The 12,007-nt window shown below is 37.4% G+C and carries 15 protein-coding genes; 4 read left to right on the plus strand and 11 right to left on the minus strand.

The annotated features are described in order from the left end of the window. Nucleotides 1-225 precede the first annotated feature (225 nt). From ACFS5O_RS18610 to ACFS5O_RS18625, 4 genes are all read left to right on the plus strand, one after another. The gene (locus tag ACFS5O_RS18610) at nucleotides 226-1,788 is read left to right on the plus strand and encodes a hypothetical protein (RefSeq protein ID WP_379839566.1); all 1,563 of its coding nucleotides are present in this window, start codon (nucleotides 226-228) and stop codon (nucleotides 1,786-1,788) included. Nucleotides 1,789-1,804: 16 nt separating this feature from the next. Further along, complete coding sequence (locus ACFS5O_RS18615) at nucleotides 1,805-2,158, plus strand: cupin (protein WP_205725626.1); 354 nt, start codon at nucleotides 1,805-1,807, stop codon at nucleotides 2,156-2,158. Nucleotides 2,159-2,178: 20 nt separating this feature from the next. Next, nucleotides 2,179-2,919, plus strand: a complete 741-nt coding sequence (locus tag ACFS5O_RS18620; protein WP_205725625.1) for a hypothetical protein — start codon at nucleotides 2,179-2,181, stop codon at nucleotides 2,917-2,919. Nucleotides 2,920-3,082: 163 nt separating this feature from the next. Next, the gene (locus ACFS5O_RS18625; protein WP_137790219.1) at nucleotides 3,083-3,337 is read left to right on the plus strand and encodes a YiaA/YiaB family inner membrane protein; all 255 of its coding nucleotides are present in this window, start codon (nucleotides 3,083-3,085) and stop codon (nucleotides 3,335-3,337) included. Between the two features lie 47 nt (nucleotides 3,338-3,384). Here the strand turns inward: ACFS5O_RS18625 and ACFS5O_RS18630 are convergent, their stop codons facing one another. From ACFS5O_RS18630 to ACFS5O_RS18680, 11 genes are all read right to left on the minus strand, one after another. After that, nucleotides 3,385-3,678 (minus strand): putative quinol monooxygenase, encoded by a 294-nt coding sequence (locus ACFS5O_RS18630; protein ID WP_205725624.1) that lies wholly within the window; start codon nucleotides 3,676-3,678, stop codon nucleotides 3,385-3,387. 19 nt (nucleotides 3,679-3,697) lie between these two features. Continuing rightward, nucleotides 3,698-4,336, minus strand: coding sequence for a nitroreductase family protein (locus ACFS5O_RS18635; RefSeq protein ID WP_318300162.1), 639 nt, complete (start codon nucleotides 4,334-4,336; stop codon nucleotides 3,698-3,700). 45 nt (nucleotides 4,337-4,381) lie between these two features. Then, complete coding sequence (locus ACFS5O_RS18640) at nucleotides 4,382-4,819, minus strand: MarR family winged helix-turn-helix transcriptional regulator (RefSeq protein WP_379839570.1); 438 nt, start codon at nucleotides 4,817-4,819, stop codon at nucleotides 4,382-4,384. A 150-nt stretch (nucleotides 4,820-4,969) separates the two neighbouring features. Then, complete coding sequence (locus tag ACFS5O_RS18645; protein ID WP_197222258.1) at nucleotides 4,970-5,152, minus strand: alpha/beta-type small acid-soluble spore protein; 183 nt, start codon at nucleotides 5,150-5,152, stop codon at nucleotides 4,970-4,972. A 231-nt stretch (nucleotides 5,153-5,383) separates the two neighbouring features. Then, on the minus strand, nucleotides 5,384-5,938 hold the full coding sequence (locus ACFS5O_RS18650; protein WP_205725622.1) for a GNAT family N-acetyltransferase: 555 nt from the start codon (nucleotides 5,936-5,938) through the stop codon (nucleotides 5,384-5,386). Between the two features lie 8 nt (nucleotides 5,939-5,946). Further along, nucleotides 5,947-6,351 (minus strand): GNAT family N-acetyltransferase, encoded by a 405-nt coding sequence (locus tag ACFS5O_RS18655; RefSeq protein WP_318300161.1) that lies wholly within the window; start codon nucleotides 6,349-6,351, stop codon nucleotides 5,947-5,949. Between the two features lie 2 nt (nucleotides 6,352-6,353). Further along, the gene (locus ACFS5O_RS18660; RefSeq protein ID WP_205725621.1) at nucleotides 6,354-6,845 is read right to left on the minus strand and encodes a GNAT family N-acetyltransferase; all 492 of its coding nucleotides are present in this window, start codon (nucleotides 6,843-6,845) and stop codon (nucleotides 6,354-6,356) included. Nucleotides 6,846-6,855: 10 nt separating this feature from the next. Continuing rightward, the gene (locus tag ACFS5O_RS18665) at nucleotides 6,856-7,737 is read right to left on the minus strand and encodes an alpha/beta fold hydrolase (RefSeq protein ID WP_205725620.1); all 882 of its coding nucleotides are present in this window, start codon (nucleotides 7,735-7,737) and stop codon (nucleotides 6,856-6,858) included. A gap of 12 nt (nucleotides 7,738-7,749) precedes the next feature. Next, entirely contained in the window at nucleotides 7,750-8,877 is a 1,128-nt protein-coding gene (gene dnaN / locus ACFS5O_RS18670) for a DNA polymerase III subunit beta (protein ID WP_205725619.1), read from the minus strand. A gap of 132 nt (nucleotides 8,878-9,009) precedes the next feature. Further along, on the minus strand, nucleotides 9,010-9,906 hold the full coding sequence (locus ACFS5O_RS18675) for an AraC family transcriptional regulator (RefSeq protein WP_379839574.1): 897 nt from the start codon (nucleotides 9,904-9,906) through the stop codon (nucleotides 9,010-9,012). 399 nt (nucleotides 9,907-10,305) lie between these two features. Then, entirely contained in the window at nucleotides 10,306-11,937 is a 1,632-nt protein-coding gene (locus ACFS5O_RS18680) for a M4 family metallopeptidase (RefSeq protein ID WP_205725617.1), read from the minus strand. Nucleotides 11,938-12,007: the final 70 nt, after the last annotated feature.

Consider the following 12,007-nt stretch of genomic DNA (forward strand, 5'->3'; position numbering starts at 1 on the left):
AATAATTATAAAAATAATTAATAAAAGGTAAATATAGTAATTTAGGAGTGGGTAGAAGATCTTACTAGTTAACCTATCGTGTAGTGCTGATCATTTTATAGGTTATGCTTGATTTCAAATTATTTTTTAAAAACAGCTTACACCTTTGGATTTTACACTTTTGTATACTTAATTTAAAAAAGGAAAAATATGGACTTTCGTCGAATTTTGGAATAAGGGGGAAATATGATGAAAAAAATAAAGCCTTTTGTTATTCCACTTCTATTCTTCTTGGTTGTTTTTATAGCGTTAACTTTTGAAAATTTAAAGACTGAACTGAAACTACCCATTGAAGGTTGGAGCCGGTCACTGCCATTACAAACTGAAAAAATTGGTGAAGTTAAGCCGGTTTTTCAAGAACAGAACGGAATGAAACGGGTTTATGTACCGAAAGAAAATGAAGTGTTGAGTTTTCATGTTACTGATCAATTAGAGGTGAAAGATAAACAAACCACTCCTCTCTCTATCCCAAGTCCACAAGACTTCTGGGTACAAGGGGATCAGTATGTTTTCGTAAGAGATCAACAGCTGATTCACTATGATGGCAAGAAAGAAAAGGTACTCGATGAAGATGTGAGAGGTATGGATTCTAATCCAAACAACATCATTTATTTTAAAGAAAAAGAAATTTTATCCGTAGATAAAAGTTCTTGGAGTGTTCGATCTATAAAGAAAGTGACCGAGCAAATTTATTCGATCGTTCTAAATGACACATCAGATTCCTTCCTCAGTGTTGTTAAATCTGCAAATCAAACAAGCAAACAATTGAAAGTAACTTATCACCAAACTGAAAGTCAGAGTGTTTTAAGAGAACACATTATTCTAGATAAAGAGGAACAGATTAATGAAAATCATTTTGGTTTTTACTTTATTGAGAACGGAAACGATCTGACCGTTTATTATACTCTGTTTTCCAATAGTTCTGGTGGTAAGTCTTATAAGATTTTTCAAGGAACTAACCAATTGAATGCAGGTAGGGAATGGAATTTTTCTATCATGACATTCATAGATAATCATGGAATAAAGCTAGAAAACCCTAAGTTTATTCAATATGGTATTGATAACAATGGTCAAGCAAAAGTATTGTTTACCACTCGTGCATTAAAGTCTAACGATAAGGAAGCTGTTAATGTGTATGAAGCGCGTGCTGATGGTGTTGTATGGAAAACTGAGCTCCGCAGTACAACAAACGATCAGTCTCTTCACCCATACTGGGTTGGTGAAGATTCAGTGATCTGGGTAAATTTAGTGGGATACAAAGAGTACACATTTAGCGGAGCATCAAAGAATCCTGAAATTATTGAAAAGAGTTTAAAAATAACAAAAGTAGATCTTAAGGAAGCCGTTTCTGCAACGGTTTTGTCTCTTTTTCAAGGATTAATCTTTGCGATGAGTTCAGTATATTGGATCGCTCCTGCCGTACTTTTTGCATTAGTCATCTACATAGTGAAGATTAAACTGATGGAAGATGAAGATAAGCGCATTTTGTACACCATCTTAGCTCTGTTTCTCGGTGTTCAATTCATCTTTATTCAGAAATTCTTTAACACCCATTATTACATGTTTGCTCCTGATTTCTTGGCGTTTACAGGTAGCTCCTTTGTTATTCCTGTGGTGCTCGCTCTATTAAGTGGTGCCGCAGTGTGGTATGGAAGAAAGCAAGACTGGAGTAAACTCACGGCCATTTGTTATTTCGCTGTTTTAAACACTTTCTTTTTATCGCTTGTTGTAGGGCCTTATATGTTTTAGAGAATGGAGAAAACACATGGAAATTTTTCAATTTACTAAAGGATCAGGAAAACACATTTCTAAATTCAACTCTGATTTTGTAATGTCTAGGATTGTAAAAACGGAGATGCCGGCACATATTGGATGCGTTCATCTAGAAGCTGGAGGAGTCATTGGCTATCATCAAGCTGTAGTTCCTCAGATCCTTCTTGTGGTGAGTGGAGAAGCTGAGGTTTGTGGTGAGGATAAAGTAATTCAAAAAGTCAAAACGGGGGAAGCTGTTTTTTGGATTAAGGGAGAATATCATGAAACATCTACAAATGGTGGTCTTACTGCAATCATTATTGAATCCGAGATGCTTGAACCTGCTTTTTTTATGACACTAAAATAGAACATACGAGGAGATTCCCAATGAAACCCGTTTTGCTTCAAGTTGTTTCGAAATCATTAAAGCTTATTTTAGACAATCATCCTTTACAATTACCTAAATCCTTTCAATCTGAAGTAGAAACTTTTTGGAGTCGTTTTAATTATGAGAATCGTTTTACGAACGGTGAAGTTTTTCATATAGATGAAATGAAAGAAACAGACCAAGAATTCGTTTTTGATTTAAAATCGAGTAATTACGCTCATTATCTTTATTCAGTCAAAACGAAGAATATGGGCGACCATGCCTGTAGAGTTATTTATGGAGCTGGATTAGTAGAAACCTCAGATTCTTACTTTGTTTTTGGTGAGATGAATGATCAAACCGCTTATCCTGGTCGATTACAGTGTGTAGGCGGCGGCTTAAGCAGAACCGATCTACACGGTAATCAGTTTCAACTACAGGATAGTGTCTTGCGAGAAATGACAGAAGAGCTTGGTATTCATCTCGATTGCGTGAGTAGTTGTTCTGTTCGTTTTTTAAAAACGGGTGGAGATTATGACTTTCTAGCCGTACTGTTTCATGTCCAATTGAATTTAACGAATAGCCAGTTAGAAGATGAATATAACAAATTGAGTGAAGTATTTTTAGCAATCGGCGAAAAATCAGAGTTTGTTCGTTTGGTTTCAATTAAGAATGAACCAAGTTCAATAAACGATTTTATAGACAACAATCATCGCGATACGGTTGATTATTTAATTCCACTTCTTAATAGAATGAAATAATTCTCTTATGGGCTATAAAGCAGAAACAGTATTAACGAATAAGAAAAATAAGGAAATAAATCCAATTATTTATTATAATGAAGATAGCTTTTGGCATATATTTGTTTATCTATTTAAAAGAGATTTGTTTATCTATTTAAAAGAGAATGAAGGAGGTTTACATATGCAACGTCATAGAAGAAGAAACACCCCAGCATTTACCGTTTTAGCTTATTTTACGTTCATCGCGGGAGTAACCATGTTTTGTATCGGACTTTACAATGCAGACAATCTGCAACTGAACGAAAAAGGTTATTACATTGCTGTCATGATTTTGGTAGCCGTTGGTGCGATTCTTACCCAAAAGGTTACTCGCGATAATGCGGAGGATGATGAACTCATCGCTGAACAAGAGCGCAAGTACACGAAAGCTGAATAATATTTAATAAAAAAGGAAGGCACATGTTATGCGCCTTCCTTTCATCATTATTTTACTTGTTCGCCAGCGTACACTTTTACATCCGTTGGAGCAGCCATAAAGCTTGCTGCCTTTTGACCGAACGCCACAAAGTGCTCACTTTTGTTATGGTTTTGAACCGCTTCTTGGTTCTCCCAAACTTCGACCATCATATACGTTCCTTCTTTTTCTGTATCTTTCTTTAGATCGTATTGAATGTTACCACTTTCAGCACGTGAAGCTTCTACTAATGTTTTTACCTCTGCTAAAAATGCTTCTTCTTTATCTTTTTGTACCGTTAAACCTGCGTGAATAATAATCATCTTTATCTATTCCCCTTTCTTATCTCCACTCTGTTGTTTCTTCTACTGATAGACGAACAGATTGATATCCTGCATCAGCCGCTTTACCGATAGAAAGCAACATAACTGGGAAATAACGCTCTTTATCTAGACCAAAAGCTTCAGCAATTTCAGCTTTTTCGTAACCACCAATCGGGTTCGTGTCATATCCGTGTGCACGAGCAACAAGCATCAGTTGCATGGAAACAAGACCTGCATCGATCAAGTTCATATCTTTGAATTGCTCAGGAGTCATTTGTTCTAAAAGTCCACGGATGGCTGGCACTTGTTGATCTCTAACTTCTTGAGGCATATGCCCTTCGTCTACAGCTTTGTCGTAGATCTTTTCAAGGTAATCCAAGCTGTTGTTATCTGCGAATACAGCAATGACTGCGGATGAAGTTTCTACTTGTCGTTGGTTGAACTTGGCAAGTGGCGCTAGCGTTTCTTTTCCTTCTGGAGTATCAATCACGACAAAACGCCAAGGCTGTAAGTTAACAGATGATGGAGCAAGAGAAGCCTCTGTTAAGATTTCTTTCATCTCTTCTCTAGAGATTTTTACTGATGGATCGTAGTTACGGATGGAACGGCGTCCAGTGATAATTTCGTTAAAGTCGTTAATTTTAGTTTGTTGCATCATGCATTCTCCTTTGTGTTTAAATGTCTTAGTTGTTTAAGTTGATGACTACTCAAAAATTTCAATGTTGCGCTGAATACGAGTTAACATCCCCAGCAACGTTTTTCTTTCTTCCTCAGAAAAATCATGCAATACACCAGAAATAAAACGTTCTTTCTCTTCCCGGTAATGAATGATTTTTAAACGACCTTCCTCTGATAGAGAAACATACGTAAATCGTTGATCTTTAGGGTCTTTTCTTCTAATAACCATTCCCTTATCTTCAAGCTGCTTAAGATGCCTTGTTACAGCTGCATGATCAATATTAACTTTCTTTTGAAGAGCTCTCTGACTGATCTCTTCAACTTCATATAACTCATGCAAAAGCTCTAAACGTGTTTGACTAATGCCTGTACAGCTCTCAAACTTAGGAACCGTTCTACGATGTATCTCATACAAACGGTTAATAATCTTCTCATCATCTATATATGAGTTGGACAACAGCATCCCCCTCCTCAAGTAATTGATAGCTCAATAATTGATACGTCAACTAATATAAAATACTTCAACAAAAATGTCAAACAGGAAAGTTTAGTATGTAAAAAACAAAAAGGCTATCTGCGATGAACAGATAGCCAAGCCATGATATTTAATTAATTAGCGCTTTCCGCCAAGAGCTTGAGCTACTAGACGTTTTGTGATTTCACCACCTACAGATCCGTTAGCACGAGAAGTGCTGTCTGGTCCAAGGTTTACACCGAACTCAGAAGCGATTTCATACTTCATTTGGTCGATAGCTTGTTGTGCACCAGGTACTACTAATTGGTTTGAGTTAGCCATGTTATTTTCACCTCCTAGTTGAATTAAGATTATAATTCCACAATGAATCGTTCTTATGCGCCACAGAAAAGGTAGTATTTGCTAATACAAAAAAGGACGACCCTTGGCGCATCGTCCTCTGTGAAACAAGTGGCAAACCTGTTCGTTGTATGTGATTAGGTTTACCTTGAAATGAGTAATTATTCCAATTAACTTATAAAATTTTACAGGTAATAATTTTGTATACATTCCTTAACTTTGCGATAAACTATTTGCAAAATATTCTTCTTTTAACATACTCATTCTTAATCGATCAACAAACATCCAGTTGCGTAGACGGTCTTGTCTTAGAATCCCTTCTTCTACATAACCTGCTTTTTTATAGGATGTAATGGCTCTTTCATTATCGACCTCTACTCTCAGCCAGATCTTATTTAGAGAAAGTTCACGAAAACCGTACTTTAACATCTCATGCATAGCTGCAATTCCATAGCCTTTGCCCCAATAACTCTTATCTCCAATGGCTATGCCCAATTCTGCATGTTGATTTAAACGATCTATATTTTTTAAATCTACCCATCCAATATGTTTACCGTGCTCACTGATTATCGCTTTTTGATCATATCCATTTTTCTTTTCAATACACTGAATGATCCAGTTTCTTGTTTCTTCTATACTGAACGGCGTATATTTGTCAGGCATGTTAAGGTACTTTGTCACTTCTACGTCCAAACACCACGCATAACGATCTTCAGCATCTTCGATCACGAGGTCTCTAAGTTTAACTTTCGGAAGTGCTTTTTGCATGTTTTCACCTATTTTCTTTGTTTTTTCTTTTGAAAAGATTGAATGGACTTTGTATAACCTAACTTTTCAAAGAAATATTCTTTTCCTGGCTGAGCACCTATAAAGAGGGATGTTGGACTTTGTTCCCAAGCCAATTCCATTAGATGTTTTCCTATCTTCCTTCCTTGATAGTCTGGCCTAACAAGAATCTCAGTGATGGTTCCAAAGAAATAGCCATCAGTAAGAATACGAACACAGCCAACGAGTTTCTCATGATCCCATGCTGTAATGTTTAATGTTCTATTTAATGCTTCTACAGTAGACTGTTCATGGTAATCACCTGGCCATATAGCATTCACTAAAGATAGAAATTTTGAAACAGACACATCCTGATCATCTGTAACATAAGTGATCTTCTCTTCTTTGTCGACCATCCTTAAATACTCCTTGGAAGGAATTTACTCAACACGATTTCATCTCGAATAGGGATGCCATTGTCTGCGATTCGAGGAATTTCGGGTTTTACTCTCCTAGCCTTTTCTACTTCATTTGGAAGAAGGTTAGTTAAACAATAACCTCTTTTTTGATAAAAGCTCAATGCCTTTATGTTATCGTTCGTAGTCGTTACTTTCACTTGTAGAACTTCTTGATTAATAGCTTGTATTTCAACTTTTTTTAATAGTTCTGTACCAATTCCTTTGTTTTCTAAAATACTGTCTAAAGAAATAATTTCACAGACATTTTTATTTATGATATATGTAAGGAGACCTACTATTTCACCCATCTCATTAATAGCAACGAAACCATCAAGTTCATTGCATTTAAATGTGCCACTAGAAATCACCATCTCCGGACTTCCCCAGTGCTTTTGGAAGAATTCATTAATCAATTTTTTATTAACTTTCGACGTATCCAATATATCTAGCATCCTGGGACCCCTATCTTAAAAATTCTAATGTCGTTGTTACAAATTTTTTCTCTTCTTCTAAATCTGGAAAGTGCGCACTGTTTTTAAATTTCTCTAACTTACTGTTCGATAGTTTCTGTTCAATAATATTTGATATCTTCAAACCCGTATTTCGATCGTGGATACCCGTTAAGATAAGCGTATGATGCTTAATTTGGTTTAATCGTTTTTCAAGAGGGGGACACGGAGGGTTCATTTGAAGTGCCTTCATCATTTTCCCTGTGTTACTCAAGCCGCTGTTTTCCCATAACCGTCTGTTACACTTAGCTACCTTTTGGTCTTCAAATAAAAAACGATCAACTACTTCCGAATCAGCGAGTGACCAAACATTTTCCCATTTTTCTTTTATGGATAGATTTTGAGATAGTATTTTCTCCATTCTTTCTAAGAATCTTTCATCACCTATCGTTTTAAAACCTTGTATCTGAATTTGAAAAACGGTATCCGAAAACATTAAACTTGGAGCTGAAAGAACGATTTTATTGATTATTTCTGGATAAGAAAGAGCAATTTCTAACGCTAACTCACCTCCGAAAGAATAACCTAATATATCTACTTTCTTGATGCCGAGCTGCTCTAGTAGGCAATAGAAATCTTTTATTAATAACTTTATTGAATATGCATCCTCAGAGTATGGTATTTCGCTTCTACCGCAACCTCTTTGTTCGTAATAAATAACCGTTCGTTCCTCCGCCAGCTTTGGCCCTGCAGTTCGCTCAAAAACATAATGATTGCCTCCAGGACCTCCATGGATAATTACTAAGGGTATCGTTTTATTTAAGCTCCCCTCAATTTTTATCCAATGACCTACCTCATTAATGAGTAGCTGATATTCTCCATCTTTTTGTATCATGTACCACACTCCCTAATAGGATCTAACTGGCGAGATCAGATGAAGATATGTTGATACTTCATGTGTAGATTCAATCACGATTGGTCTCATTGCGCCGTTGAATTTTATGTTGATCTCTTCGTCCTTAATCGTATGTAAAGCTTCCTTTAAAAAGTGACCATCAATCGAAATCTTAAGATCGGCGTCGCCTGTTAAGTCCATAATTTCTTGTAATTCCTGAATTTGCCCCATTTCAGAAGAGCCTGATGAGATGCAAAGTTTATGATTCCTAATACTTAACGTAATATTGTTGTTTTTCCATTCACCAGCAAATAAGCAGGCCCGTTCAATTCCTTTTTCGAGACGTTCTTTATTTAAACTCAACATTGTTTTTTGTTCATTCGGAATGAGTTTGGACGTATTCGGATACTGACCCGAAATCAATCTAGAATACAAAGAAACCTGATCTGTTTCAAAAAGGATATATCCGTCTGAAGAGTTGATTTTTACGATACCTGAATAATCACTGGTTTGTTTTACAAGTTCATTCAAACTGGAGCTTGGAACAATGAATGACGTCTCTTGCTTTACGTATACATCATTTATTCTAGATGCTAACCTTTGTGAATTAGTCGCAACGGCCGTAAGCTGGTTGTTTGAAAACCTAAAATGAACACCCGTAAGGACTGGCCTCGTTTCATTCTTAGCTGTAGCAAAAACGGTTTGTTTAATGACCTCTTTTAATTCTTTTGCGTCCATACTGATTGAGTTTGTTCCATTGATCTCAGGTAACTGTGGATATTCGTCCGCTCTAAACCCATTCAGTTGAGTAAAAATGTTACCCGATCTAACCTTTACCACTTGCTTATCATCTACTTCAATATTAACGTCTTCAGGTAGCTTGCGAATGAGTTCTGTAAAATAACGCTCTGAAACTACAGCACTCCCTGTTTGATCAATTCTGATATTTCGGGACGTTTCGTCTCTAGGAATAAACCGTTTGATGATAATATCTGAGTTTGTTCCTATGAGTGTTATCCCCTCATCCTCTGCTATAACCTTTATGCCTGAAAGAATGGGAACGAGGGATTTTTGAGAAACAGCGCTTCCAACATCAGAAAGAGCTTTACTGAATAATTTTTGGTCAATCGTAAACTTCATATTCGATGTATCCTTCCTCGTTTATCGCTTGGATTTTCATTAATATTCAGAATATAATTTTAACACAAAATCCCATTTTTTAAGATTCAAAAACCCTTTCTGCTCATGGAGCAAAAAGGGCTATCATACATCTTATTTCACTTTTTCTGCTTTTTTCACGAGTGGAATATAGATGTCAATCTGTTTGTTTTCATCTCCATAACATCGTTCATCATAGAGCTCAAACTCTAATTTTCCATTATGCTCATATCCTGAATCCGGAAACCAATTGGAGAAGATTTCAACCCATGTTTGCTGGATCGATTGTACGAAATTTTCTTCTGAGGCTTTTGGCGTTGTAAAAACGGCGTACTCCATTTCTTGAAAACTTCTATAGGACATTCCCTCTGGAGCCGGTGTTCCCTTCTCCACTTCCATTCCAATCATATAAACAAACTCACCTGTTGTTGTATTGTATTCTGTACACAATCCAAGTTCCTGGTTTCTGTTTAAAGGATTTGGAATCTTTTCTCCTAATTTATTTTGAATATAATTCTGCCAAAACTTTGGAATGTCTAAATTATTTTGACCATCTGTATTTCGTGTGTTTAAGTCATACCCGATGATGTGGAAAGCTGGTTTTTTAATGATTTTCATTTCCATGTTCATTCCTCCTGTATAACGATTCATATTCAGGTAAGTCCTTTGATGAAGTGAGACGGGATGAACAGATGCATGACGGTACTCTCGCGGCGAACGGCCATACTGTTTTTTAAAAGCTCGGTTAAACGATTCATGATAGTGAAACCCTAGATCGAAAGCGATATCGATCACTTTATCGTCAGATTGCAACAATCGCTTTGCCGCGTGTGAGAGTCTTCTTTTCCGCACATAATCCATAACAGATTCACCGACTAAAAATTGAAACACCCTATGATAATGAAAAGGTGAGAAGCAAGCGAGCTCTGCAAGCTCCTCTAATGTAATACGATTCTGTAAATTCTCTTCAATATAATCGAGTGTCCGTTGAATGCACACTTCATAATCCATCTCCATCACCTACCCTACTTCCATCATATACACGAACATCCATTCGTTCTTAACCTTTTTTGCTAAGTTACCGTTTTATTTATTCTATATCGACAGAAGCAGCCCTGCTAATGAGGGTTAATTTCATGAGATCGAGCTTTCAATTCCTGGGTTTCGCTCTCAATCCACGAGTTTTCGCTCTCAATCCACGAGTTTTCTTCGCTCTCAATCCACGAGTTTCGGCCCTCAATCCACAAGTTTTGGCTCTCAATCCACGAGTTTCGCTCCCCATTCCACGAGTTTCAGCCTCAATCCACGAATCTCTCAACCACCATGCCACGCCTCTGTAATCGTCGATATTCGATATTTCCTCATAGAAAAAGCTAGAACCACCGAACATGGTTCTAGCTACATCAACATTTATTGAATGCCTACTGCGTTAAATGCCTGGTTTACTGACGTTACAGCTTGTGAGGAGGCTCCATATAGGTCTGTTGCAGACTGGACTGCCGCTGCTCTCGCCTGACTGAAGTTCGAAGATGACGTTAAGTATACCGTGTTCATACGATAGAAGATTGCGCCTAGCTTGTCCCTTCCGATTCCGGTAACAGAAACGCCATAATGACTGCCGCCCTCACTAAGAAGGTATGCTGCTTTATTAATGATTCCACTGTTGATATGAACCCCTCCGTTGTCACCAGTGCCAGTATAGCGAACAGAATAGTGATCAGGATCTTGGTACTTAGCCGGATCTGACATGGAACGAAGAGCGTCTCCTGCTACTGCAGGTGTGTATACATCTTCACCGATTTCAAAATCAGGATTTTTACCGTTATAGTACTCTACTAATGTGCCAAAAACATCAGACATCGCTTCATTTAAAGCACCTGACTCATTTTGGTAGACAAGATCTGAACTCGTATCAGTTACGGCATGCGTTAATTCATGAGCGACTACATCAATTCCGCCAGAGAAGGCGATAAAGTTCGTGCCGTCACCGTCCCCGTATACCATTTGCGAACCGTTCCAGAATGCATTATTGTAATTTTTATTAAAGTGAACAGACGATTTAATCTGCGCTCCTTTATTATCATACGAGTTACGTCCGTGTGTATTTTTATAATAATCATAGGTTAAACCAGCAAAGTAATGAGCATCAACGACTGCTTGATCGTATGAGCTGTCGAACAGGTTGTCCGTTCCACTGTACAATGTTCCAGGCAAGAAAAATTCAGGAAGGAACGTACGGTTCTTCATATCATACGTGAAGATTCCGTTTCCACGTGTATTATCTTGCATATAATACTTTCCGCTGGATAATGTGAGGTTCAGTGTTTTTGAATCACCTAGTACACCTTTTCCAGTTCCAGTCGTGTTCGTTCCTGTTACTTCGTGCATGTCATTATACCGATTGAGGATTTCACCTGACTGTGCATCAATAAAATAGTTCCAGTTCCCCGGCTCAGGTGTTAAGTAATTTAAGTTCACAAGATAAACAAAATGCGCTTTGCCGTCTTTCATCAGTACGATTTTTTCCGCTTTTGGCTTCTTCTCATACTCCGGTTTTAAACCAAGTGCTGCAGTAGCAATTCCCACCGCTTTTTTACCACTGATCTGCTTTGCGTTATTTAACTTTGATTGCTTGTCCATTTCTGGTGCAACTTCACCCGAGATCACAGTAAGTTCACCGTTTTTATTAATGTGTGCCACTTGCGTATAACCCCAAATTGGAACACCTTTGTATTCTTGCTGAAGCCTTAATACCGTATTTCCGTTCGCTTCTTTTGTACTCTCTAAAATAGAAAAGGACTCTTCTGCTTGTGCATTTCCTAATTTAAAGATCGATTTATGACTGTTTACATAATCAAACAGTACATTTTGTGCTGAAGCATTTGATTTAGAAGATAACTTACCTGCAAGAAAAGCTGGAGTTCCTGAATCACTGCTTACTTTCACCTTTACTTGCTCTGTGGCAGCCATTGCTGATGGTCCGAACGCACCTGTGATTAATGTTGCCGCAATCCCCATTGCAACCCACTTCTTCTTTGTCATAGTTACGCCTCCAATTTCCTTTTATTTACTTTGTATGCAACATCATATCACCTCTCAAACTCTATTTATA

The sequence above is a fragment of the Fictibacillus nanhaiensis genome (genome assembly GCF_042686385.1).
Taxonomy (GTDB): domain Bacteria; phylum Bacillota; class Bacilli; order Bacillales; family Fictibacillaceae; genus Fictibacillus; species Fictibacillus nanhaiensis.